Source organism: Pantoea sp. WEP (assembly GCF_041678305.1).
Classification (GTDB): domain Bacteria; phylum Pseudomonadota; class Gammaproteobacteria; order Enterobacterales; family Enterobacteriaceae; genus Pantoea; species Pantoea dispersa.
Map to the genome: position 1 here is coordinate 957928 of NZ_JBGNXB010000001.1, position 25544 is coordinate 983471.

The window sequence follows — 25544 nt, forward strand, 5'->3', positions numbered from 1 at the left end:
AGGGGGGAAAGTTCGGGAAATCGCCTGCACAGGGGGAAAACGCGTACAGGCGAGGCAATTTGGCACTTAACGCTCAATGATGGTGGAAACCTCGTCACCATTAATTTGCATAACATGGCCCTGTTCGTCGGTGTACTGCACCAGACCGGTTTCTTTATCAATCGACGGCTTACCTTCGGTCATAATCATGCGGCCATCTTTGGTGGCCATAACGTAATCACTGTTGCAACCGCTTAATGCCAGCGCCGCCAGCAGCAGGCCCACTGCACTTACCAACCCTTTCATTCTCAGCTCCCTCAAGCCACTTCAACAGCAAAAGTGTAGTAATAAATGCTTTTGCCAGCTGGAGTAATCGCATCATTCCTAAAATAACAGGGCGAGATGCGCTCGCCCTTGACAGGTTACGCTTTGTTTTTCCTGCTGCGCATCAGGTTCAGACACTCTACCGCCATGGAGAAGAACATCGCAAAATAAATGTAACCTTTTGGTACATGCATACCAAAACTCTCGAGGATCAGGGTAAAGCCGACCAGAATCAGAAACGCCAGCGCCAGCATTTTGACCGACGGATGCCGCTCAACAAACTCACCAATCGCGCGCGCGGCCACCATCATCATCAGCACCGCAATGACCACCGCCGCCATCATAATGAACAGGTGATCGGACAGACCGACGGCGGTAATCACCGAATCCAGGCTGAAGATGATGTCGAGCAGCATGATCTGTACGATGGCACCGAAGAAAGAGTGCACATTGGTTTTGTGCTCCTCTTCGCCGCCTTCGATGGTTTCATGGATCTCCATGCTCGACTTCCACAGCAGGAACAGGCCGCCGAACAGCAGAATCAGATCGCGCGCGGAGAAGGCGTGGTCCATGATGGAAAACAACGGCTGCGTCAGTCTCACCACCCAGGCGATGGAGGCCAGCAGCCCGAGGCGCATCAACATCGCCCCCATCAGACCCAGCCGGCGCGCCCGGTTTTGCTGGTGCTGCGGCAGTTTCGCGACCACCAGAGACAGGAAAATAATGTTATCGATACCCAGCACCACTTCCAGAATGGTTAATGTTCCCAGCGCCAGCCAGGCGTTGGGATCAGCAATCCAGTCAAACATGAATCCTTCATTCCTAAACGAAAAGTAAACGGGAATTATACACGGCGCAGGCGGCGCTGCCTAAAGCGATCCTGCAAGGGCGAAGTTGTACCAGGAATTACAGCAGAAAATGCCGTGCCAGCAGCGGTCCGGTAAAGCTCTTCTTGAGATAAAAACCGCGCGGCAGCGTCATGATCGGCTCGCCATGTTCGCCGATGGCTTCGGTCAGCGCTTTGCTGTTGGCCGCTTTCGGCCGGATTTGCAGCCACGCACCGTGGCGGGCGGTGATGCGCTCCACCTGGCCGAGCACGATCATGTCCATCAGCTCTTCCCAGTCCTCACGTAACTGCTGCTCTTCCTGCGCATTCGGCTGCCACAGCAGCGGCGAACCCACGCGGCGCTCGGCCAGCGGAATGGCGCGATCGCCCTCCACCGGGATCCACAGCACCCGCGCCAGCTTGTGGCGCACGTGGCTGGTTTGCCAGGTAACGCCGCTGTTGCCGGTGAGCGGTGCCACGCAGACAAAGGTGGTTTCCAGCGGCTTACCCAGCGCGTCGACCGGAATGGTTTTGAGTTCAATACCGAGATGCGCAAAATCCTGCTCGGCTTTACTGCCGGCGCTGGCGCCCAGCAGCAGCTCCAGCAGCATACCGACCCAGCCTTTGTCACGGCGTAAATCGGCGGGCATCGGCAGGCCGAGTTGCGCGGCCAGCGCGGCAAAGCTCTGACCAGCCAGCTGTTGGGCACGCTGGAGCAGTTCGGCTTCGTTACGGGGCGCAGCAGGCAAGGCGGCAGGGCAATTCATGATAAAACTCGCATTGGTTAAAATATGGTCAGTAAAGGTCAGCGCGCGTTGTCCACATCGTGCCGGACAATGTAAACGTGATAATAGCATGATTCAGCATGCTTTTTTAGCGCGATTGACCAGGCGCTCACCAGGGTAAGAGGCGGTTATCCCGGTTTGTTATCGACAATGAACAGGATCTTAAACCCAGTTATCCACAGAAAAGTGGGATAACCCCACGTTTTGCCCACCCCTGTTTCCATTTACAGCCTTGACTTTGCCGAACTGCGCGCTTTTTTTCCATTCTCTGCCCAGGTTTAGGACATTCTCTGTGGATAAAATCAACGGTGATGGATCTTTGAGCAGCGGTAACCGCGTGGGGAAGAATAACCGGCTTTCACGCTGTGTATCTGAACGGGTTAACAGGCTATCGCTATGATAAATGGTGGTTTTAGTGCTATTCTCCCCGGCGTGCATGAGAATTTTCCGAAGCGGTTATTCAACTCATTCCCGTGTTCTGCACAAAGCTATCCACAGAAAAGGTGAATAAGATCGCCGTTAAATGCCCCTGTCTGTTTATAACATGGCTATTATCTGTGAGTTATCCCATTGTTATCCGGTCAGCGGCGCGGATATCCAGTGGTTTACCGCCTGTAAGGAGTATGAAACAATCAGGCTATTCAAATTTAGCTTTGAGGTAGTCCAGTGATCGATGATGATGGCTACCGCCCGAATGTTGGTATCGTAATCTGTAACAGGCAAGGACAAGTGTTATGGGCCAGGCGCTTTGGACAGCACTCCTGGCAGTTTCCTCAGGGAGGCATCAATCCGGGTGAAACCGCTGAACAGGCGATGTATCGCGAACTGTTCGAAGAAGTGGGTTTACACCGCAAAGATGTTCGAATACTTGCTTCAACCCGTAACTGGTTACGTTACAAGTTGCCAAAACGTTTGGTGCGTTGGGACACAAAGCCGGTGTGTATCGGCCAGAAACAAAAGTGGTTTCTTCTGCAGTTGATGTGTAGTGACGCGGATATCAATGTGCAACACAGCAGCACGCCGGAGTTCGATGGCTGGCGCTGGGTCAGCTTCTGGTATCCGGTACGTCAGGTTGTCTCTTTCAAGCGCGATGTGTATCGCCGCGTCATGAAGGAATTCGCTGGCGTGGTGATGTCTATGCAGGAGAGTGCGGGGCAGCGCAATAACAACGCCGCCCATCGACGTAAAAGAGGATAGGCCACGCCCTTTATGCTCACTCAGTTGCGCGAAATTGTAGAAAAAGTGGCGAGTGCACCGCGTCTGAATGAAGCACTCGACATTCTGGTCAACGAAATATGCCTGGCGATGGAGACCGAGGTCTGCTCGGTTTACCTCGCCGATCACGATCGGCGTTGCTACTACCTGATGGCGACGCGCGGCCTGAAAAAGCCGCGCGGCCGCACGGTTACGCTGGCGTTCGACGAAGGTATCGTAGGGCTGGTGGGCCGCCTGGCCGAACCGATCAACCTCGCCGATGCGCAAAGTCATCCCAGCTTCAAATACATTCCCTCCGTCAAAGAAGAGCGCTACCGCTCGTTTCTGGGTGTGCCAATCATTAGCCGGCGTCAACTGCTCGGCGTGCTGGTGGTGCAACAGCGAGAGCATCGTCAGTTCGACGAAAGCGAAGAGTCATTTCTGGTTACGCTGGCCACGCAGATGGCCGCGCTGCTGTCGCAGTCGCAGCTTGGCCAGCTGTTCGGTCAGTTCCGCCAGACGCGCGTCAAAGCGATTGCCGCCGCGCCGGGCGTCGCCGTTGCACCTGGCTGGGTTGATGAAACGCAGCCGCTGCTCGACCAGGTGTCCGCCGCCTCTACGCTCGATCCACAGCGTGAACGCGAGCGCCTGATTGTCGCCATGGGCGAGGCGAGCAACGAGTTTCGTCGCTTCAGCAAGCGTTTCGCGGCCAGCGTGCAGAAAGAGAGCGCGGCGATCTTCGATCTCTACTCGCACCTGCTCACCGATGCGCGACTGAAAAAAGATCTATTTGCCGAGATCGAGCGCGGATCGGTAGCCGAGTGGGCGGTCAAAACGGTGATCGAGAAGTTTGCCGCACAGTTTGCCAGCCTGCAGGATCACTATTTACGCGAGCGCGCCGGGGATTTGCGCGTGCTCGGCCAGCGGCTGCTGTTCCACCTTGACGACACGCTGGTGGGCACCAACGCCTGGCCGGAACGCTTTGTGCTGGTGGCCGATGAACTCACCGCCACCACGCTGGCGGAGCTGCCGCAGGAGCGGCTGGCGGGTGTGGTGGTGCGCGATGGCGCAGCCAACTCGCACGCGGCGATCCTCACTCGCGCCATGGGTATACCGACCGTGATGGGCGCGGATATCCTGCCGTCGCAGCTCAACAAGCGGCTGCTGATCGTAGACGGCTATCGCGGCGAAGTGCTGATCGATCCGGAGCCGGTGCTGGTGCAGGAGTATCAGCGGCTGATCAGCGAAGAGAACGCGCTGAGCAAAATGGCCGAAGATGTGGTGGAGCAGCCCGGCGAGCTGAAAAGCGGCGAGCGCGTGCAGGTGATGCTCAACGCCGGTCTCAGCCCGGAACACGAACAGGCGCTCGACAACTGGGTTGACGGCATCGGCCTGTATCGCACCGAAATTCCGTTCATGCTGCAAAGCGGCTTCCCGTCGGAAGAGGAGCAGGTGGCGCAATATCAGGGCATGCTGCAACTGTTTTACGACAAACCGGTGACGCTGCGCACGCTGGATGTCGGCGCTGACAAACAGCTGCCTTACATGCCGATCAGTGAAGAGAACCCCTGTCTCGGCTGGCGTGGCATTCGTCTGACGCTCGACCAGCCGGAGATCTTCCTGGTGCAGGTGCGCGCCATGCTGCGCGCCAACGTCGCCTCGGGCAACCTGAGCATTCTGCTGCCGATGATCAGTCATATCGACGAGATCGAAGAGGCACGGCGCCTGATCGATCGCGCCGGTCGCGAAGTGGAAGAGATGCTCGGTTATGCCATTCCAAAACCGCGTATTGGCGTGATGATTGAAGTGCCGTCGATGCTGTTCCTGATCCCGCATCTGGCGCAACGCGTGGACTTTATCTCCGTCGGCACCAACGATCTCACCCAGTATCTGCTGGCGGTCGATCGCAACAATACCCGCGTTGCCAACCTTTACGATTCGCTGCATCCGGCGATGCTGCGGGCGCTGCAAACCATCGCCAGTGAAGCCCGCCAGGCCAAACTGGAGCTGTGCCTGTGTGGTGAAATGGCGGGCGATCCGATGTGCGTCGCGCTGCTGGTGGGTCTGGGTTATCACCATCTCAGCATGAACGGCAAGAACATTCCGCGCGTCAAATACCTGCTGCGCCACCTCGATTATGAAGAGGCGCAGAAACTGAGCCAGCAGGGCGTGATGGCACACACCGCAACGGAAGTGCGCCATCTGGTGTCGGCCTTCATGGAGCGGCGCGGCTTGGGCGGACTGATTCGCGGCGGACGTTAACTGTTTACATTTCTGCGGAAATTGTGAAAAGCGGCTGTGCTATGATGCGCAGCCTTTTATTGTATGGCCCTTTAGCCACGCCCTTTTGCGGGCAGAAAAAACATGGTGAAAGATGACTAACGGCTACATTTCATTTCCCCAATTCGATCCGGTGATCTTCTCCATCGGACCGGTTTCGCTGCACTGGTACGGCCTGATGTATCTGGTAGGCTTTGTGTTTGCTATGTGGCTGGCGGTGCGCCGCGCCAACAAACCCGGCAGCGGCTGGAAGAAAGAAGAAGTTGAAAACCTGCTGTACGCGGGCTTCCTCGGCGTGTTCCTCGGCGGCCGCATCGGCTACGTGCTGTTCTATAACCTGCCGCTGTTCCTCGACAACCCACTCTATCTGTTCAAAGTGTGGGACGGGGGCATGTCATTCCACGGTGGTCTGATTGGGGTGATCGTGGTGATGCTGATCTTCGCCCGCCGTACCAAACGCACCTTCTTCCAGGTCTCTGATTTCATTGCGCCGCTGATCCCGTTTGGCCTCGGTGCTGGCCGTCTCGGCAACTTCATCAACGGCGAACTGTGGGGCCGCGTGGCGCCTGACTTTAAATTCGCCATGCTGTTCCCGGGTTCGCGCAGCGAAGACCTCGCGCTGGCGGCCAACAACCCGCAATATCAGGAACTGCTGAACACGTACGGCGTGCTGCCGCGCCATCCGTCACAGCTGTACGAGCTGTGCCTGGAAGGCATCGTGCTGTTTATCATTCTCAACCTGTTTATTCGCAAGCCGCGACCGATGGGCAGCGTCTCCGGCCTGTTCCTGATTGGCTACGGCGCATTCCGCATCATCGTGGAGTTTTTCCGCCAGCCGGATGCCCAGCTTGGCCTGTTCGAAGGCGGTATCAGTATGGGCCAGATTCTGTCGATCCCGATGATTCTGGCCGGAGTGATTATGATGGTCTGGGCGTATCGTCGTCGCCCGCAGCAACAAACGCGTGAGGTAAAATGAAACAGTATCTGGATTTGATGCAACATGTGCTGAATGAAGGCGCAGAAAAGGCCGACCGTACCGGTACCGGCACGCTCTCCATCTTTGGCCACCAGATGCGTTTCAATTTGCAGGACGGTTTTCCGCTGGTCACCACCAAGAAGGTGCATCTGCGCTCGATCATTCATGAGCTGCTGTGGTTCCTCAAAGGCGACACCAACATCGGCTACCTGAAAGAGAACAAGGTCACCATCTGGGACGAGTGGGCGGATGAAAATGGCGATCTGGGACCGGTTTACGGCAAGCAGTGGCGCAGCTGGGGCAAGGCTTCCGGCGAAGAGATCGATCAAATCAGCAAGGTGATTGAGCAGCTGAAACGCGATCCGGATTCGCGCCGCATTATCGTTTCGGCATGGAACGTCGGTGAGCTGGATCAGATGGCGCTGGCGCCGTGCCACGCGTTTTTCCAGTTCTACGTGGCGAATGGCAAGCTGTCGTGCCAGCTGTACCAGCGTTCGTGCGATATCTTCCTCGGCCTGCCGTTCAATATCGCCAGCTATGCGCTGCTGGTGCATATGGTGGCACAGCAGTGCGATCTTGAGGTGGGCGATTTCGTCTGGACCGGCGGCGATACGCACCTGTACAGCAACCATCTCGAACAGGCGCGACTGCAGCTGACGCGTGAACCGCGACCGCTGCCGAAACTGGTGATTAAGCGTAAGCCCGCGTCGATTTTTGATTACCAGTTCGATGATTTTGAGATCGAAGGCTACGATCCGCATCCGGCGATCAAAGCGCCGGTCGCCGTGTAATCTGCCGCTCTCCAGCATCAGGCCCTGCCATCGCGCAGGGCTTTTTTTTTGCCTGGCCTCCGTCCGCTTCTGCGGGGATTTTCTGAATCCGACGCGCAAAAAAAAGGGTGTTGTCTGCACCGGGCATAACTTTCCTGCGGCACGCTTTCCATCTTCTCTGTTTGCCGCTGTTGCTTTTCGTCCGGCAGGCGCAGAGTGCCGGTTATGAACAGAACCCAAAACGCCGGCTTTACGCTGCCGGAACTGCTGCTGGTTATGGTGATTGCCGGCATCCTCAGCATCGCAGCCTTACAGGGCTGGCAGCGCTGGCAGCAGTATCAGCAACTGCGTGAGAGCGCACTGCAGTTGCAGAGCTTTTTGCTGCGGCTGCGTGCGCACGCCAGCTGGCACAACCGCGACCTCAGCCTGTGGCTGCAGCCGGGCGAAAACGGCTGCCTCGGCACCGGGCCGCAGCGCGCAGAAGGGTGTCAGCTGCCGTCGCGCTGGCTGTTCCGGCCACCTTATAGCGAAGTGCGCATCACCGCGCTGGTCGGCGAGCCGGGCTTTTACGGCCGACGCGATGTGGCCCGGCCCGGCAGTATCGAACTGGAGAGCGCAGCTGGCCGCTGGCGCGTCATCCTCTCCGCCCGGGCGCGCATCCGGGTCTGCCAGCCAGGAGAGAAGGGATGCGAATAGTGCAGGGAGGCTTCAGTCTGCTGGAGATGCTGATCGCCATGGCGATTGGCGCGGTGCTGATGGTCAGCGTCGGCCGCTTTCTGCCGCTGCTGCTGGAGCAGAACCTGCGCCTGCAGCAGCGGGTCCAGCTGCAACAGGAGCTGCAGCAGATTGCCGGCTCACTGGCCAAAGCGCTGCGCCGTGCCGGTTACTGTCACGGCCAGTGCAGCGGTGCGGCGCTCACGCTGGTGAGCAGCGGCAGCTGTGTATTGCTGCGCTGGGACGAAAACAGTAACGGACGCTGGGAAGGCGTCGGTCACAGTGAAAGCGATTATTACGGCTATCGTCTGCGCAACGGACAGCTGGAGATGCAGCGCGGCGTGGACGAGTGCAACAGCAACGGCTGGGAGCGCATCACCGATCCGGCATTCCTCACCCTCAGCACCTTCCGGGTTGAGCGCCAGGGCACGCGGCTGCTGTTGCAGTTGGCCGCCACGGCGGGCCGCCAGCAGGCAGAGCTGACGATAATAGCGGAGGGGTTGAATCTGTGAAGCAGCGTGGCAACAGCACGCTAGGCATGGTGGTGATGTTACTGCTGATGGGCGGGCTCACGCTGCACGCCGCGCGCACGCAGCTGGCGCAGGGCATGGCGCTGGTCGCCGACGAGCAGCAGCATCAGCAGGATTTCTGGCAGGCGCAGGCCGCTTTAACGTGGGGCCGGCAGCAAAACTGGCCACAGGCCGCAGGCTGGCAGTGTCAGACCGCTCAGGCCGACGCGTGGCAAAGCTGTCTGCTTCGGCAGGAGGAGAATCATGGCTTATTATCGGCGCGCGGCACCGGACGTGCGCTCGTGCTCTATCAGTGGGTGTCGCTGCGGAACGGTCAGCTGCAGCCACAGCCGCATGGCTGGATCGACTACTGCCCGCTGGCGAAGGCGGAGCAGTGTCAGTTGCCAGAGGCGACAGCAGGGTTTTAGCCTGGCGGAAACGCTGGTCACCATGCTGCTGCTGGCGATGACCATCAGCACGCTGCTGCAGTATCATCGCGCACTGGCGCTGGGATTTAGCCAGCAGTGGCAGCAGCGCCAGGCGTGGCAGGTAGCCGGGCAGGCGCTGCTCGGGCGTGATACCGCCGGCTGGCACATTGTGCACCAGCCGCAGAGTTTACCTGGCGGCTGCGTGCTGGATCGCGTTACCGTCACCGGACCCCATCAGCGCACGGCGTCGCTGGCACGGCTCAATTGCCGCGAAGGTGATGCCGGCGGGTAGGCAGGCCAGACGATTAAGGGTAGAGTGACCGGGCTGCGCTTTCCCTTCTTTAAGGAGTTTTATGTTCCGGGTTTACCACTCCAATCGGTTAGATTTATTGAAAGACTTAGCGGTAGAGCTGATAAAACTCCAGCCGCTGGCCGATCCGCTCGCGGCTGAGCAGGTACTGGTACAGAGCCCGGGCATGGCGCAGTGGCTGCAGATGGAGCTGGCTAACCGCTTCAACATTGCCGCCAACATTGATTTTCCGCTGCCCGCCAGCTTTATCTGGAGCATGTTCGTTAAAGTGCTGCCGGATATCCCGGAAGAGAGTGCTTTCACCAAAGCCAGCATGAGCTGGAAGCTGATGCACCGGCTGCCGGTGCTGCTGGAACAGGAGGCGTTTCAGCCGCTACGCAGCTATCTGCATGACGACGACGATCAGCGCAAACTCTACCAGCTCAGCGCGCGCGTGGCGGATCTGTTCGACCAGTATCTGGTCTACCGGTCCGACTGGCTGAACCGCTGGGAGCGCGGCGAACAGGTGGACGGGCTGAGCGACGCTCAGCAGTGGCAGGCGGCGCTATGGCGCGATCTGGTCGAATTCACGCGCAGCCTCGGTCAGCCGATGTGGCACCGTGCCAACCTCTATGCACGGTTTATCCAGGCGCTGGAGCAGGCGTCAACGCCGCCGCCGGGGCTGCCGCAGCGCGTCTTCATCTGCGGTATCTCTGCGCTGCCGCCGGTTTATCTGCAGGCGCTGGAAGCGCTGGGCCGCCACATTGATATTCACCTGCTGTTTACCAATCCCTGTCGTCACTACTGGGGCGACATTCAGGATTACGCCTTCCTCGCGAAGCTGCAGAGCCGCCAGCGGCTGCGCCTGCATTCGCAGGAGACGCAGCCGCTGTTCCGCGACCCGGATGCCGCGCCAGCGCTGTTTAACGAACTGGGCGAGCAGCAGCTGACCAATCCACTGCTGGCCTCGTGGGGCAAGCTGGGCCGCGACAACCTGTTTCTGCTGAGCCAGATGGAGTCAGCCGCCAACGACATCGATGCGTTTGTGGAGATGTCACCGGATAATCTGCTGCACTGCCTGCAGGCTGATCTGCTCAATCTTGACGATCGCGCGGTGATTGGGCTCAGCGCTGGCGAGCTGGCAGACAGCATGGACAAGCGCCGGCTCGATCCGCACGATCGTTCCATCACGCTGCAGGTGTGTCACAGCGCCCAGCGTGAAGTGGAAGTGCTACAGGATCACCTGCTGGCGCTGATGGAAGCCGATCCGGAGCTGAAGCCGCGCGATATCATCGTCATGGTGGCAGACATCGACAGCTACGCGCCTTTTATTCAGGCGGCTTTTGCCAGTGCCCCGCCTGAGCGCTATCTGCCGTTCGCCATTTCTGACCGGCGCGCCAGTCAGGCGCATCCGGCCATTCTCGCGCTGCTCAGCCTGCTGGCACTGCCGGACAGTCGCTTTGCCTCAGAAGAGGTGCTGGCGCTGCTGGAGGTGCCGGCGCTGGCACAGCGTTTCTCCGTCGAGGAGAGCGGCCTGCGCCTGCTGCGCCGCTGGGTGATGGAATCCGGCATCCGCTGGGGACTGGATGACGCCAGCGTGGAAGCGCTGGCACTGCCGGTTACCGGCCAGCACACCTGGCGCTTCGGCCTGCAGCGGATGCTGCTGGGCTACGCGCTGGAAAGCCGCAACGGCGACTGGCAGGGCATTCTGCCGTATGACGAATCCAGCGGCCTGATCGCCGAGCTGGCGGGCCATCTGGCCGAGCTGCTGGCGCGGCTCGACAGCTGGCGCACGCGCCTTGCGCAGACGCGCACCCTGGCCGATTGGCTGCCGCTGTGCCGCGAGCTGATCGACAGCTTCTTCAGCGGCGATGCCGACAGCGAGGCGGCGCTGCTGCTGGTCGAAACGCAGTGGCAGGAGATCATTGAGCAGGGGATGCAGGCCGCCTATCAGCAGCCGATTCCGGTCACGTTGCTGCGCGATGAGCTGCGTGCGCGCCTCGATCAGCAGCGCATCAGCCAGCGCTTCCTGGCCGGGCCGATCAACTTCTGTACGCTGATGCCGATGCGCTCCATCCCATTTAAAGTGGTGTGCCTGCTGGGCATGAACGACGGTGTGTATCCGCGCACCCTGGCGCCGTTGGGTTTTGACCTGATGCAGCAGCAGACGCGGAAAGGCGATCGCAGCCGGCGTGATGATGACCGCTATCTGTTCCTTGAAGCGCTGATCTCGGCGCAGCAGCAGCTGTACATCAGCTACATTGGCCGGGCGATTCAGGACAACACCGAGCGCTATCCCTCGGTGCTGGTGACTGAACTGGTGGATTATCTGGCGCAAAGCTTCTGTCTGCCGGGCGATGAAGCCTGTGAGCCGGACGTCAGTGAGCAGCGGGTGCGGGCACATTTGCAACGCCTGCACAGCCGTATGCCGTTTGCGGCGGAAAATTTCCAGCCGGGGAGCCACGTGCAGAGCTTTGCCGCAGAATGGTTGCCGGCGGCGACCGGCAGCGGCGTGGCGCAGCCCGGGTTTGTTCAGCCGCTGCCGGTTCAGCCGCTGACCACGCTGTCGCTGGAGCAGCTGCTGCGTTTCTGGCGTCATCCGGTGCGGGCGTGGTTCCAGCAGCGCCTCGGCGTGGCTTTCTGGATGGAGGAGAGCGAGCTGCCGGACAGCGAACCGTTCGCACCGGACAGCCTGGAGCGCTATCAGATCAATGCTGAACTGCTCAATACGCTGGTCAACGGTGACGATCCGGCCCAGTTGTATGCGCACCACCGCGCCGCCGGTAATCTGCCTTACGGCGCCTTCGGGGAACTTTTCTGGCAAAGCCAGACCGAAGAGATGCAGGAGGTGGCGGCGGAAGTGAGCGCGCAGCGGCTGCCGGCGGAGAGCTGGGAAGTCAACCTGACGCTGGGCGCAACGCAGTTGACCGGCTGGCTGACTCAGGTGCAAGCTGATGGGCTGTTACGCTGGCGTCCGGGCGTGCTCAACATCAACGATGGCCTGCTGCTGTGGCTGGAACATCTGGTGTATTGTGCGCTGGGCGGCAACGGCACCAGCCGCATGTATGGTCGCAAACAGAGCCGCTGGCGCTTCGCGGCCGTGGCACCTGCCCAGGCGCAGGCGCAGCTGGCTGAATATGTGGCCGCCTGTGAGGCGGGTCTGGCGCAGCCGCTGCTGCTGCTGAATAAATCCGGCGGCGCCTGGCTGGACGCCAGCTTTGACAGCAAATCCGGCCAGCTTCAGGAAGATGACGCCACGCAGAAAAAGGCGCTCAACAAGCTGTTGCAGGCGTGGCAGGGTGGCTACCAGGTTGAAGGCGAAGGCAGCGATCCCTATCTGCAGCGCCTGTGCCGCACGCTGGACGAGCCGACGCAGCAGCAGATCATCGCTGCGGCGCGTCAGTGGTATTTGCCGGTGCGCCTCGCGCATCAGGATGATGAATAGCAACGGAAGTGCGGCCTGTACCTTGGCAGCCACCGTCATATAAGAAAGTGTTTGAGTATCCCGACCGGCGCAACGCCGGCGGATAAGGGTAACGTTAAGGGGTTTAAATGCGGATTTACGCACGCTGGATAGGAGCGCTGCTGCTGAGCATGCTGGCGCTGAATGCCTTTGCCGACGACGGGCGCGGCTGGCAGCCGATTGATGAAACCATCCGCAAGAGCGATCACGATCCGCGCAGTTATCAGGCCATTACCCTGAGCAACGGCATGACGGTGCTGCTGGTGTCGGATGCTGCCGCGCCGAAATCGCTGGCAGCGCTGACGTTACCGATCGGTTCTCTGGACGATCCCGACAGTCAGCTGGGCCTGGCACACTATCTGGAACACATGGTGCTGATGGGGTCAAAAAATTATCCGCAGCCGGATAACCTGGCGGAGTTTCTCAAGAAGCACGGCGGCAGCCACAATGCCAGCACAGCCTCGTACCGCACCGCGTTTTACCTGGAAGTTGAAAACGATGCGCTGCAACCGGCGGTGGATCGTCTGGCGGATGCGATTGCGCAACCCCTGCTCGACCCGACCAACGCGGACCGCGAGCGGCATGCGGTTAACGCTGAGCTGACGATGGCACGCTCGCGCGATGGGCTGCGTATGGCGCAGGTTGGCGCGGAAACCCTCAATCCGGCGCACCCCGGCTCGCGCTATTCGGGCGGTAACCTTGATACCCTGAGTGACAAACCCGACAGCAACCTGCATCAGGCGCTGCTCGATTTCTATCACCGCCACTATTCGGCGAATCTGATGAAAGCGGTGATTTACAGTAACAAACCGCTGCCGGAGATGGCGACGATCGCTGCCGAGACCTTTGGTCGCGTGGCCAATCATCAGGCCAGCGTGCCGGACATTACCGTGCCGGTGGTCACCGATGCGCAGAAAGGCATCATCATTCATTACGTGCCAGCGCAGCCGCGCAAGCAGCTGAAAATTGAGTTTCGCATCGCCAACGACAGCGACCAGTTCCGCAGCAAAACCGACACCTTAATCAGTTATCTGCTGGGCAACCGCAGCAAAAATACCCTGAACGACTGGTTGCAGCAGCAGGGACTGGCGGATGGCGTCAATGCCGGCGCGGATCCGATGACCGAGCGCAACAGCGGCGTGTTTGCCATCTCGGTTTCGCTGACCGACAAAGGCCTGGCACAGCGCGATCGCGTGGTGGCTGCAGTATTCAGCTACCTTGATATGCTGCGCAAACAAGGCATCGACAAGCGCTATTTCGATGAAGTCGCGCACGTGCTGGCGCTGGATTTCCGCTATCCATCAATTACCCGCGATATGGATTACATTGAGTGGCTGGTGGATACCATGCTGCGCGTGCCGGTGACGCACACGCTGGATGCACCTTATCTGGCCGACCGCTATGATGCGGCCGCGATCAACGCCCGTCTGGCTGAGATGACGCCGCAGAACGCCCGCATCTGGTACATCAGTCCCGCTGAGCCGCACAACAAACAGGCTTACTTTGTGAATGCGCCTTATCAGGTGGATAAAATCAGCGCCACGCAGTTCAGCGACTGGCAGCAGCAGGCGCAGCAGATTCCGCTGTCACTGCCGACCCTGAATCCCTACATTCCGTCGGATTTCGCCCTCATCCCCTCTGACGGTAAGCACTACGATCATCCGGTGGCGCTGACCAATGGTGACAGCATGCGCATCTACTGGATGCCGAGCCAGTTCTACGCCAGCGAGCCGAAGGCCGCTATTACGCTCGCGCTGCGAAACAAATCCGCGATCAGCGATGCGCGCCAGCAGGTGTTGTTTGGTCTCAACGACTACCTCTCCAGCCTGGCGCTGGATGAGCTGAATTCGCAGGCTTCGGTGGGCGGCATCAGCTTCTCTACCGGTGAGGACGACGGGCTGGTATTCAATGCCAGCGGCTTCACCCAGCGCCTGCCGGAGCTGCTGAAAAAGCTGGTTGAAGGCTACGCCAGCTTCCAGCCGGATGCGCAGCAGCTGGAGCAGGCGAAATCCTGGTATCTGGATCGGCTGGAAGCAGCGGAAAAGGGCAAAGCGTTTGAACAGGCGATTCAGCCGATGCAAATGCTGTCCCAGCTGCCTTATACCCAGCGTGAGGCGCGACGCCAGCTGGTGAAACAGATCACGCTGCAGGAGGTGATGGATTACCGCGATGCGCTGATCCAGCACGCCACGCCGGAAATGATGGTGGTCGGCAACCTGTCGGCCGATCGCGTCAGGCAGCTGGGCGAAGAGCTTAAACAGCAGCTGCACAGCACGGGGCACGGTTACTGGCACAGCAATTATGTGGTGGTGGATAAGCCGATCAAAGCCAACCTGCAGAAAACCGGCAGCAGCACCGACTCAGCGCTGGCGACGCTGTATGTGCCGCTCGGCTACAGCGAGTATCAAAGTATGGCTAACAGCACCATGCTGAGCCAGATTGTGCAGCCGTGGTTCTACAATCAGCTGCGCACCGAGGAGCAACTGGGCTATGCGGTGTTCGCTTATCAGATGCCGATTGGCCGCCAGTGGGGCATTGGCTTCCTGCTGCAAAGCAACAGTAAAGCGCCAGCTTATCTGCTGCAGCGTTTCCAGGCGTTCTATCCGCAGGCGGAACAGCGTCTGCGCAGCATGAAAGCGGAAGATTTCGCCCAGTATCAGCAGGCACTGATCAACGATCTGAAACAGCGTCCGCAAACGCTGGATGAAGAGGCCAACCGTTACAGTCGTGATTTCAATCGCCAGAACTTCGCGTTTGATACACGCGAAAAAGCCATTGCGCAAATTCAGCAGCTGACACCGGCCAGCCTGGCTGACTTTTTCCATCAGGCCGTGCTGGCGCAGCAGGGCATGGCGATGATCTCGCAGATTGGCGGCAGTCACGATGGCACCCACGATGCGGATTACGCGCCGCTGCCGGGCTTTACCACCTGGGATGAAGTCGCCCGGCTGCAGCAGTCGCTCTCCGTGAAGAGTGATGCACCATGAGTCAGCGCCCTGAATCGCTCAATCCCCTGACGCTGCCGCTGCAGGGTGAGCGTCTGATTGAGGCCTCCGCCGGCACCGGTAAGACCTTTACCATTGGTCTGCTCTACCTGCGTTTACTGCTGGGACTTGGCGGGCAGAATGCTTATGCGCGCCCGCTGTCGGTGGAAGAGATTCTGGTGGTGACCTTTACCGAAGCCGCCACCGCCGAACTGCGCGGCCGTATCCGGGAAAATATTCATGAGCTGCGGCTGGCCTGTCTGCGCGGCGTCAGCGCAAATCCGATGCTGATGCAGCTGCTGGCCGACATTGCCCAGCCCGCTGAGGCGGCCTCGCTGCTGCTGGCAGCGGAACGTCAGATGGACGAGGCGGCGATCTTCACCATTCACGGCTTCTGCCAGCGCATGCTCAATCTCAACGCGTTTGAGTCCGGTATGCTGTTCGAGCAGCAGCTGATTGAAGATGAACAGCTGCTGTTGCGTCAGGCGACGGCGGATTTCTGGCGGCGCCACTGCTATCCGCTGACGCTGGATATTGCGCGCGTCATCGTTGCGGAATGGAGCGGGCCGGAGCAGCTGTTGTCGACGCTGCGCCCGTGGCTGCAGGGCGAGTCGCCCAGCCTGCGCCTGGCGCCGCACGACAGTGAAACCCTGACATCGCGCCACAGCAGCAACCTGGCGCGCATTGCCGAAATGAAAGCGCAGTGGCGGGCGCTGGGCGAAGAGGTGCTGACGCTGGTCGGGCAGTCTGATGTTGATAAGCGCAGCTACAGCAGTAAAAACCTGCCGCTGTGGGTCAGCAAAGTCAGCGCCTGGGCGCAGAGCGAGACCGCGGATTACCAGATTCCCACCGAGCTGGCGCGTTTCGGTCAGCAGGTGCTCAATGAAAAAACCAAAAAGGGCGCGCCACCGCAGCACCCGTTGTTTGCCGCCATTGATACATTCCTGGCGCAGCCGCTGTCGCTGCGCGATTTGGTGATTGCACGCGCGCTGGTGGAGGTGCGTCACGCGGTGCGTAAAGAGAAACGCCTGCAGGCGCTGCTGGGGTTTGACGATCTGCTGAGCCGGCTGGACGAGGCGCTGCAACAGCCCGGCGGCGAGCAGCTGGCGCAGGCGATTCGCCAGCGCTTTCCGGTGGCGCTGATTGACGAATTCCAGGATACCGACCCGCTGCAGTACCGTATTTTCCGCACGCTTTATTTACAACAGCCGCAGCATGCGCTGCTGCTGATTGGCGACCCGAAACAGGCTATCTATGCCTTCCGCGGTGCGGACATCTTTACCTATATTCGCGCGCGCAGTGAAGTTCACGCGCACTACACGCTGGATACCAACTGGCGCTCGTCACCGGCGATGGTGGAGAGCGTCAATCAGCTGTTTATGCGCCAGCCCGCACCGTTTCTGTTTGCGGACATCCCGTTTCTGCCGGTCAATGCCGCGCCGCCCAATCAGCGTTTGTCGCTGAGTATCGACGGCGAGGAACAGGCCGCGCTGCGCTTCTGGCTACAGCCGGGCGCAGGCTGCAGCGTCAGCGAATACCAGCAGCTGATGGCGCAGCAGTGCGCCGCTGATATCAGCCGCTGGCTGCAGGCAGGTCAGCAACAGCGCGCGCTGCTGGGCAAAACGCCTGACCAGCGGCCGGTGCAGGCCTCGGACATCACGGTACTGGTGCGCAGCCGGAACGAAGCCAATCTGATTCGCGCCGCGCTCAATCAGCTCGGCATCCCTTCGGTGTATCTCTCCAACCGCGACAGCGTGTATACCACGCCCGAGGCGCGAGAACTGCTGTGGCTGCTGCAGGCGATCCTCGCGCCCGAGCAGGAGCGGATGCTGCGCACCGCACTGGCCACGTCGCTGTTTGCCTTTGATGCCGCGCAGCTGGACGCGCTGGATCAGGATGCACGCGGCTGGGATGCGCTGGTAGATACCTTTGCCCGCTGGCAGCAATTGTGGCACCAGCGTGGCGTACTGCCGATGCTGCGTCAGCTGATGCTGGAGCGCCAGCTGGCAGAAAACCTGCTGGCCTCAGAGAATGGCGAGCGTCGCCTGACCGATCTGCTGCACCTCGGCGAACTGCTGCAGGAGGCGGCGGCCCAGCTCGACAGTCCGCACGCGCTGGTGCGTTATCTGGCGCAGCAAATTGCCCGACCGGACAGCCAGTCGGCCAGCCAGCAATTGCGGCTGGAGAGCGACCGCCACCTGGTGCAGATTGTCACTATCCATAAATCCAAGGGGTTACAATATCCGCTGGTGTGGCTGCCGTTTGCCGCCGGTTTCCGCGAGGCCGATATCGCGCTCTATCACGACCGCGAGCATTACAACGCGGTGCTGGATTTGCAGAATGATGAGCAAAGTCTGGCGCTGGCAGAGCAGGAGCGGCTGGCAGAGGATTTACGCCTGCTGTACGTGGCGCTGACGCGTTCGGTGTATCACTGCAGCGTCGGCGTGGCACCGCTGTTTCGCGGCACGCGCAAGAAAGAGGGCGAGAGCGATTTACATAAAAGCGCGCTGGGTTTCCTGCTGCAGCGCGGCGAGCCGGCCACCGCAGAACAGCTGGCGAGTTTACTGCACGACATCAGCGTGACCGGAACCGAAGTGGTGCTGGCGCAGCCGCAGGGCCATGAACGCTGGCAGGCGCTGGACGAGGTTGACGATGCGCTGGATGCGCGCAGCGTCACGCGCGCGCTGGCCGATCCGTGGCGTGTCACCAGCTACTCCGGGCTGCAGCAGCACGGCAGTCACCGTCTGCTGGATGTGATGCCGGGCTTCGATGCGGAAGCGGTCGGGGAAGATCGCGAGGCGGAAGTGCTGGAAGCCGCGCTGACGCCGCACCATTTCCCGCGTGGCGCAGCGCCCGGGACTTTCCTGCATACGCTGTTTGAATCGCTCGACTTCACCCAGCCGCCTTTAGCGCCGCAGCTGGAACAGCAGTTGCAGCAGAGCGGCTATCCGCTGCACTGGCAGCCGATGCTGAGCGAGTGGATTACCCGCGTGGTGAACACGCCGCTCAACACTGAAGGGATCCGGCTGAGCGACATCACACCGGGCAATCGCCTGATCGAGATGGAGTTCTATCTGCCGATTGATGGACTGCTGACGGCACCGGCGCTGGACGCGTTGATGCGGCAGGATCCGCTGTCGCGTCAGGCGCCGCCGCTCGACTTCCGTCAGGTGCAGGGCATGCTGAAAGGCTTCATCGACCTGGTATTTCGCTGGCAGGGCAAATACTATCTGCTGGATTACAAATCTAACTGGCTGGGCGAGAGCCATCAGGCATACACACCGCAGGCGATGGCGCAGGCGATGATCGACCACCGTTACGATTTGCAGTATCAGCTGTATACGCTGGCACTGCATCGCTATTTGCAGCACCGCCTGACGGATTACGATTATGAACAGCATTTTGGCGGCGTATTCTATCTGTTTTTACGCGGCATGGATGGCAGCTCGCCGGATAACGGGGTGTTCCATACCCGACCAACATCAGATTTCGTTTCACAACTGGATAGCCTGTTTCGCGGGCCGGGAGCAGCAGCATGAGTAGCATGAGTACGCTATTGGCACAGGCGGCAGAATTGCGCCTGCTGCGGGCGCTGGATATTCAGTTTGCCCGGCTGCTGGCCGACGACGATCGGCCCGCGCATCTGCTGGCGGCTGCCTGTCTCAGCGCGGAAGCCGGTGACGGTCACGTCTGCCTGCCGCTGTCGCAGCTTACCCGCGAAGGGCTGTTCAGCGGTCGTCATCCGGAGCTGGCGCACGCCATCTGGCAGGCCGCCGGCGAGCCGCAGGACTGGCCGACGCTGCTGGCGGACTGGCAGGCGCTCAGCGCCAGCGATCGCCCGGCACCGGTGGTGCTGCGTGATAACCGGCTCTATCTGCACCGGCTCTGGCATCACGAAGGGGAAGTGGCGCGCTTTTTCCAGCCACAGGCGGCGCCGCAGCTGTTTGCGCCCGAACAGGTGCGCAGCGTGCTGGATACCTTTTTCGGCTGCCAGCCTGAGGACTGGCAGAAAATTGCGGCGGCGGTGGCGCTGACGCAAAAAACCGCGGTGATCTCTGGCGGGCCCGGCACCGGCAAAACCACCACGGTGGCGAAGCTGCTGGCGGCGCTGATTCGCCTCAGTGAGGGAACCCTGCGCATTCAGCTGGCCGCGCCTACCGGCAAGGCGGCGGCGCGGCTCACCGAGTCGCTGGGTAAGGCGCTGCGCAGTCTCGACGTCAGCGATGCGGAGCGCCAGCGTTTTCCGGCAGAAGCCACCACGCTGCACCGTTTACTCGGTGCCCAGCCGGAGACGCAGCGTCTGCGCTACCACGCCGGTAACCCGCTGCATCTCGACGTGCTGGTGGTCGATGAAGCCTCGATGGTCGATCTTGGCATGATGGCAAACCTGATCGCTGCGCTGCCCGCTCACGCGCGGGTGATTTTTCTCGGCGATCGCGACCAGCTGGCCTCGGTTGAAGCCGGTGCGGTACTCGGGGATATCTGCCGCTGTGCCGAGGCGGGTTACAGTCCGGTGCGTGCGCTGCAGCTCACCACGCTGACCGGCTGCGAGGTTGCCGGCACCGATGATGCGGTGGCCCCGGCGGTGCGCGATGCCATCTGCCTGCTGCGCAAAAGCTACCGTTTCGCGGCGCACTCCGGCATCGGTCAGCTGGCTGCGGCGGTCAACGCCGGCGAAGCGCAGGCGGTCGAGGCGGCCTTTCAGGCGGGCTTTAGCGATATCGTGCGCCAGCCGCTCAACGATGCCGAAGCGTATCAGGCGATGCTGACGCAGATTGCCGAAGGCTATCGGCCATTTCTCCAGCTGATTAACCAGCGTGCCGCACCGGCCGAGGTGATTGCTGCGTTTGGCCGTTATCAGCTGCTGTGCGCCCTGCGCGAAGGGCCATTTGGCGTGCAGGGGCTCAATCAGCGTATTGAGCACAAGCTGATGCAGCTGCAGCTGATTCGGCGTCCGGCAGGGGGCAGCCGCTGGTATCAGGGGCGTCCGGTGATGGTGACGCGTAACGACAGCGCGCTCGGCCTGTTCAATGGTGACATCGGCATTACGCTGTTCGATGAGGAAGGGCTGCTCAAGGTGTTTTTCCCGCTGCCTGATGGCAGCATCAAAGCGGTACAGCCAAGTCGCCTGCCGGCCCATGACACGGCATGGGCGATGACGGTGCACAAATCACAGGGTTCGGAGTTTGACCACACCGCGCTGGTGATGCCGGCTCAGTTCCTGCCGGTACTGACGCGCGAGCTGATTTACACGGCTATTACCCGGGCGCGCAGCCAGCTGACGCTGTTCAGTGATGACGCGGTGTTCCGGCGCGCGGTGCAGCTGCGCACGCAGCGGCGCAGCGGGCTGCTGGATCGCTTAGGGGGAGAAGAGGGTAGATGATTGCGCCGCCGCGGGGAATAGCCCTCAGCGGCGCTTTGATGAGCAGTGGCGCTTAGCGTAAGTCTGCCATCAGCACTTTGGAACGACGCTGATAGTTGTACATCTGCTTTTTGCTTTCAGGCAGCGACTCAATATCCACCGGCGTGAAGCCGCGCTCCTGGAACCAGTGGATACTGCGCGTGGTCAGCACGAACAGCTTCTTCAGCCCCATCTGCCGCGCCTGCAGCGCCACGCGCTCCAGCAGCAGCTCGCCGCGTGACGAGCTGCGATAGTCGGGGTGCACCGCCACGCAGGCCATCTCGCCGATTTGCTCGTCCGGGAACGGATAGAGCGCTGCGCAGGCGATGGTCATATTGTCGCGCTGAATAATGGTGAATTTGTCGATCTCCATCTCCAGTTGCTCGCGTGAACGGCGCACCAGAATGCCCTGCTGCTCCAGCGGACGAATCAGTTCGAGAATCCCGCCGATGTCGTTAATGTTGGCGCGGCGAATCTGCTCAGCCGACTCCATGACAATCTGCGTACCGATACCGTCACGCGAGAACAGCTCCTGCAGCAGTGCGCCATCTTCCTGATAGCTGATCAGATGGCTGCGGCGCACGCCGCTGCGGCAGGCTTTGACCGCGCCACGCAGGAAGCGCACGATGCCGGAGAGAAAATCACCGTCGCTCTCCATTTCATCAATCCGCGTCTGCGCCTCGTTCGGGAACAGCTCGGAAATGATGGTGCCTTCGCGGTCGGTTACACCCTGTTCGGAGCAGAAACCGATCATCTTCTCGGCTTTTAGCTTGATCGCCAGCTGCGTCGCCACCTCTTCCGAGGTCAGGTTAAAGCTCTCGCCGGTCACCGAGACCGCTACCGGCCCCAGCAGCACAATGGCATTGTTATCCAGCTGACGATGGATCGCCTCTTCGTCAATGCGGCGGATGCGGCCGCTGTGGCAGTAATCGACGCCGTCATCCACGCCCAGCGGCTGAGCGATGATGAAGTTACCGCTCACCACATTAATATGCGCGCCCTGCAGCGGCGTATTATTCAGGCTCATCGACAGACGCGCCGTAATATCGAGCTGTAAACGCCCGGCCGCCTGCTTCACCAGCTCCAGCGATTGGGCATCAGTCACGCGGGTGTGTTTGTGATAAATCGGCTCCAGCTGCTGCTGCGCGAGGCTGGCATCGATCTGCGGCCGCGCGCCATAAACCACCACCAGGCGAATGCCGAGACTATGCAACAGGCCGATATCGTTAACGATGCTGGAGAAGTTCTCATGCTCGATGGCCTCGCCACCCAGCATGATGACAAACGTCTTGTCACGGTGGGCATTAATATAGGGAACGGTATGGCGAAAACCCTGAACCAGTTCGGTACTGCGTTCCTTCACGGCAAACCCTCTGTGAATGGTTATTCGAAATTTATGTATTTTTATGCTCTTTCGCCACTTTTTGCAAGCATCGGACCTGACGTTACTTTACGATTTTCCTGATGCAAGCCACGCTAACAGACTGCATTATCTGGTTTTTCCGGCAAGACAAGACATTCCTCATTGAATAAAGTTTTCGCCTTCTGCTCGTCAACTGACGATTTTTTAGACATAACACAGTAGCTGGAGCGGCATGTCCGAAGCTTTTACCCGAAGACGACTTTTACAGGGCGCAGGTGCGCTGTGGTTGCTGAGCGTGACGCGCAGCGGTTTTGCGGCCAGTCAGCACATTGTGGCCGTACGCATCTGGCCATCCTCGACTTACTCGCGCGTGACGCTGGAATCCAACGTCGCGCTGCACTATAAGCAGTTCACGCTGAGCAATCCCGAACGGCTGGTGATCGATATCCAGAACCTGCACATCAACAGCGCGCTGAAAGGCATTGATAAGCTGGTGCGGGTGGACGATCCCTACATTAAAACCGCGCGCGTCGGTCAGTTTGATCCCACCACGGTGCGCGTGGTGCTGGAGCTGAAGCGCAGCGTGGCACCGAAAACCTTCACCCTCGATCCGGTCGCGGGTATTCGCCACCGGCTGGTGGTCGATCTCTATCCCAGCCAGTCGTCACAGGAAGAGGATCCGCTGCTGGCGTTACTGAAGGATTACAACCAGGGCGAACTGGAGCGCGATCAACCGGCGCAGGCGCCGCTACCGGGTAAAGCCGGGCGCGATCGACCGATTATTATCATGATCGATCCCGGTCACGGTGGAGAAGATCCCGGGGCGCACGGCAAGTACAAAACGCGCGAGAAAGATATCGTGCTGAAGATTGGACGCTATCTGAAAGCGCTGATCGATAAAGAACGTAATATGAAGGCTTACATGACGCGCAACGAAGATGTGTTTATACCGCTGCGCGTGCGGGTAGCGAAAGCGCGCAAGCAGCGCGCCGATCTGTTTGTCTCAATTCACGCCGACGCCTTTACCAGCCGGGCGGCGCGCGGCTCTTCGGTCTTCGCGCTCTCCACCAGCGGCGCAACCTCGGCCGCCGCGCGCTTTCTCGCCCAGACGCAGAACGAAGCGGATTTGATCGGCGGGGTCAGCATGAGTGGCGATCGCTATCTCGACCACACCATGTTCGATATGGTGCAGCGGCAGACCATCAGCGACAGTCTGAAGTTTGGCAAAGAAGTGCTGACGCGCATGGGCCACATTAACCACCTGCATAAACGCACGGTGGATCAGGCCGGCTTTGCGGTGCTGAAAGCGCCGGATATCCCGTCGATTCTGGTGGAAACGGCGTTTATCAGTAACGTCGAAGAGGAGCGCAAGCTGCGTACGCCGCGTTATCAGCATCAGGTGGCGGAAGCCATTCTGTACGGTATCAAGGCGTATTTTGACAAAGGCGGTGTGCTGGCACGGCGTTAGGGCAGGGCGGCAGCGATGCCGCTTTTTACCGGGCGCAGAAACAAAAAAACACCCGTCAGGGTGTTGTGATGTTCTTCGTCAGAAGAAGTGGTTGCGGGGGCCGGATTCGAACCGACGACCTTCGGGTTATGAGCCCGACGAGCTACCAGGCTGCTCCACCCCGCGTCCGTCTGTCGCACTGAGCGACTTTGCACATTGTATTCTTCGTTAAGACAATTGGTTGCGGGGGCCGGATTCGAACCGACGACCTTCGGGTTATGAGCCCGACGAGCTACCAGGCTGCTCCACCCCGCGTCCGTCTGTCGCGCTAAGCGACTTGCCACATTGTCTCTTCATCACGAAGAATTGGTTGCGGGGGCCGGATTTGAACCGACGACCTTCGGGTTATGAGCCCGACGAGCTACCAGGCTGCTCCACCCCGCGTCCGTGGATGCGCACTATACACCGGGCGTATGATGATGCAACCCCTTTTTTGCGTTAAAGCGCTAAATAGACAAACAGTTGCTGAATTATTTGGCCATTGGACGATTTATTATACAGATGTGAGCGCGCTAGCCTGCGGCAGATTTCATTCTATCTGCCCCTTTGCTATCGTCGCCGTGCAAACAACCAGCTTAAAAAGAGAAGGTAATGAAAGGACATTGGGCGAAGTATGCACTTACTGGCGCATTTCTGGCGCTGTTAGCCGGTTGTAGCTCTAAGCCGACCGATCGCGGTCAGCAATATATTGATGGCAAGCTGGAGCAACCGCTCGGGCTGGTGAATGAGCCGAACGCCAAAGGGCGTCCGGTCAATGGCCGTGATTTCGGCCTGCAGGTGCAGCAGATCCAGTCGGCGTCGTCCGGTCTGTATGGCCGCAACCTCGGCACTTACAGTGCGATTCAGAACTGGCTGCTCTCCGGCGCCGATACGCGTCAGCTGCGCCAGTTCGGCCTGAACGCCTATCAGATGGAAGGCACCGACAGCTACGGCAACGTACAGTTTACCGGTTACTACACGCCGGTGGTGGAAGCGCGTTATACCCGTCAGGGCGAATTCCAGTATCCGATTTATCGCATGCCGCCGCGTCCGCGCGGACAGAAGCTGCCAAGCCGCGCTTCTATCTATAGTGGCGCACTGGATGAGCGTTATGTGATTGCCTGGAGCAACTCGCTGATCGACAACTTTATGATGGACGTGCAGGGCAGCGGCTATGTCGATTTCGGCGATGGCCGTCCGCTGCGTTTCTTCGGTTACGGCGGCAAGAACGGCTGGGCTTACCACAGTATTGGTAAAGAGCTGATCGATCGCGGTGAAGTGAAGCGCGAAGACATGTCGATGCAGGCGATTCGGCAGTGGGCGCAGGAGCACTCGCCGCAGGAAGTGCGCAACGTACTGGAAACCAACCAGTCGTTCGTGTTCTTCAAGCCGGAAGAGTATGTGCCGGTGCGCGGTGCCAGCGCGGTACCGCTGATTGCCAAAGCCTCGGTGGCGTCCGATCGTTCACTGATTCCCGCCGGCACGGCGCTGCTGGCTGAAGTGCCGCAGCTGAATGAGAAGGGCAAATTCAACGGCAAATATGAGATGCGCCTGATGGTCGCGCTGGACGTGGGCGGCGCGATCAAAGGCCAGCACTTCGATATCTACCAGGGCGTCGGCCCGGATGCGGCGCATCTGGCGGGCTTCTACAACCATTATGGCCGCGTCTGGGTGCTGAAAGCCGCACCGGGAACCGGCCAGCCGCTGTTCAGCAATCCGCAAAACGGCAATAATGGTTCATTGATTATCGGCGCAAATTGATAGGCTGCGCAC

18 protein-coding genes and 3 tRNA genes are annotated in these 25544 nt (G+C 60.0%); 14 read left to right on the forward strand and 7 right to left on the reverse strand.

What is annotated here, in order from left to right:
- Positions 1-66: 66 nt before the first annotated feature.
- The 3 genes from ABVR31_RS04325 to mutH form a co-directional block, all read right to left on the reverse strand.
- Positions 67-285: a YgdI/YgdR family lipoprotein gene (locus ABVR31_RS04325; RefSeq protein ID WP_372771882.1), complete on the reverse strand. Its 219-nt coding sequence runs from the start codon at positions 283-285 to the stop codon at positions 67-69.
- Positions 286-401: 116 nt separating this feature from the next.
- Positions 402-1112, reverse strand: coding sequence for a TerC family protein (locus tag ABVR31_RS04330; RefSeq protein ID WP_021506699.1), 711 nt, complete (start codon positions 1110-1112; stop codon positions 402-404).
- Positions 1113-1209: 97 nt separating this feature from the next.
- Positions 1210-1896 (reverse strand): DNA mismatch repair endonuclease MutH, encoded by a 687-nt coding sequence (gene mutH, locus ABVR31_RS04335; RefSeq protein ID WP_058757065.1) that lies wholly within the window; start codon positions 1894-1896, stop codon positions 1210-1212.
- Between the two features lie 684 nt (positions 1897-2580).
- Between mutH and rppH the strand changes: the two genes are divergently transcribed.
- From rppH to recD, 12 genes are all read left to right on the forward strand, one after another.
- Positions 2581-3111, forward strand: a complete 531-nt coding sequence (gene rppH, locus ABVR31_RS04340) for an RNA pyrophosphohydrolase (protein WP_031279497.1) — start codon at positions 2581-2583, stop codon at positions 3109-3111.
- Between the two features lie 12 nt (positions 3112-3123).
- Complete coding sequence (gene ptsP / locus ABVR31_RS04345; protein ID WP_104188424.1) at positions 3124-5370, forward strand: phosphoenolpyruvate--protein phosphotransferase; 2247 nt, start codon at positions 3124-3126, stop codon at positions 5368-5370.
- Positions 5371-5482: 112 nt separating this feature from the next.
- Complete coding sequence (gene lgt, locus ABVR31_RS04350; protein WP_021506703.1) at positions 5483-6364, forward strand: prolipoprotein diacylglyceryl transferase; 882 nt, start codon at positions 5483-5485, stop codon at positions 6362-6364.
- The gene (gene thyA / locus ABVR31_RS04355) at positions 6361-7155 is read left to right on the forward strand and encodes a thymidylate synthase (RefSeq protein ID WP_021506704.1); all 795 of its coding nucleotides are present in this window, start codon (positions 6361-6363) and stop codon (positions 7153-7155) included. The genes lgt and thyA overlap by 4 nt, the downstream gene beginning before the upstream one ends.
- A 204-nt stretch (positions 7156-7359) precedes the next feature.
- Entirely contained in the window at positions 7360-7830 is a 471-nt protein-coding gene (locus ABVR31_RS04360) for a prepilin-type N-terminal cleavage/methylation domain-containing protein (RefSeq protein WP_315656513.1), read from the forward strand.
- A complete protein-coding gene (locus ABVR31_RS04365) occupies positions 7821-8360 on the forward strand; it encodes a prepilin peptidase-dependent protein (protein ID WP_372771886.1) in 540 nt (179 codons plus the stop codon). Before ABVR31_RS04360 ends, ABVR31_RS04365 begins: the two co-directional genes overlap by 10 nt.
- Complete coding sequence (locus ABVR31_RS04370; protein WP_064511411.1) at positions 8357-8785, forward strand: DUF2509 family protein; 429 nt, start codon at positions 8357-8359, stop codon at positions 8783-8785. The genes ABVR31_RS04365 and ABVR31_RS04370 overlap by 4 nt, the downstream gene beginning before the upstream one ends.
- Before the next feature lies 1 nt (position 8786).
- The gene (locus tag ABVR31_RS04375; protein ID WP_315656540.1) at positions 8787-9077 is read left to right on the forward strand and encodes a prepilin-type N-terminal cleavage/methylation domain-containing protein; all 291 of its coding nucleotides are present in this window, start codon (positions 8787-8789) and stop codon (positions 9075-9077) included.
- A 61-nt stretch (positions 9078-9138) separates the two neighbouring features.
- Positions 9139-12519, forward strand: a complete 3381-nt coding sequence (recC, locus tag ABVR31_RS04380; protein ID WP_372771888.1) for an exodeoxyribonuclease V subunit gamma — start codon at positions 9139-9141, stop codon at positions 12517-12519.
- Between the two features lie 107 nt (positions 12520-12626).
- Positions 12627-15524, forward strand: a complete 2898-nt coding sequence (gene ptrA / locus ABVR31_RS04385; protein WP_211725623.1) for a pitrilysin — start codon at positions 12627-12629, stop codon at positions 15522-15524.
- Positions 15521-19060, forward strand: a complete 3540-nt coding sequence (gene recB, locus ABVR31_RS04390; protein WP_372771890.1) for an exodeoxyribonuclease V subunit beta — start codon at positions 15521-15523, stop codon at positions 19058-19060. Before ptrA ends, recB begins: the two co-directional genes overlap by 4 nt.
- Positions 19057-20904, forward strand: coding sequence for an exodeoxyribonuclease V subunit alpha (gene recD / locus ABVR31_RS04395; RefSeq protein WP_372771892.1), 1848 nt, complete (start codon positions 19057-19059; stop codon positions 20902-20904). The genes recB and recD overlap by 4 nt, the downstream gene beginning before the upstream one ends.
- 52 nt (positions 20905-20956) lie before the next feature.
- Here recD and argA read toward each other — a convergent pair whose 3' ends face one another.
- Positions 20957-22285 carry an amino-acid N-acetyltransferase gene (gene argA, locus ABVR31_RS04400; RefSeq protein ID WP_372771894.1) on the reverse strand — a complete coding sequence of 443 codons (1329 nt, stop codon included), beginning with the start codon at positions 22283-22285 and terminating at the stop codon, positions 20957-20959.
- Between the two features lie 232 nt (positions 22286-22517).
- Between argA and amiC the strand changes: the two genes are divergently transcribed.
- Positions 22518-23753: an N-acetylmuramoyl-L-alanine amidase AmiC gene (amiC, locus tag ABVR31_RS04405; protein WP_372771896.1), complete on the forward strand. Its 1236-nt coding sequence runs from the start codon at positions 22518-22520 to the stop codon at positions 23751-23753.
- Between the two features lie 88 nt (positions 23754-23841).
- Here amiC and ABVR31_RS04410 read toward each other — a convergent pair.
- From ABVR31_RS04410 to ABVR31_RS04420, 3 genes are all read right to left on the reverse strand, one after another.
- Positions 23842-23918 (reverse strand) — tRNA-Met (locus ABVR31_RS04410).
- 52 nt (positions 23919-23970) lie between these two features.
- Positions 23971-24047 (reverse strand) — tRNA-Met (locus ABVR31_RS04415).
- 52 nt (positions 24048-24099) lie between these two features.
- Positions 24100-24176 (reverse strand) — tRNA-Met (locus tag ABVR31_RS04420).
- A gap of 207 nt (positions 24177-24383) precedes the next feature.
- Here ABVR31_RS04420 and mltA point away from each other — a divergent pair.
- The gene (gene mltA, locus ABVR31_RS04425; protein WP_021507388.1) at positions 24384-25532 is read left to right on the forward strand and encodes a murein transglycosylase A; all 1149 of its coding nucleotides are present in this window, start codon (positions 24384-24386) and stop codon (positions 25530-25532) included.
- Positions 25533-25544: the final 12 nt, after the last annotated feature.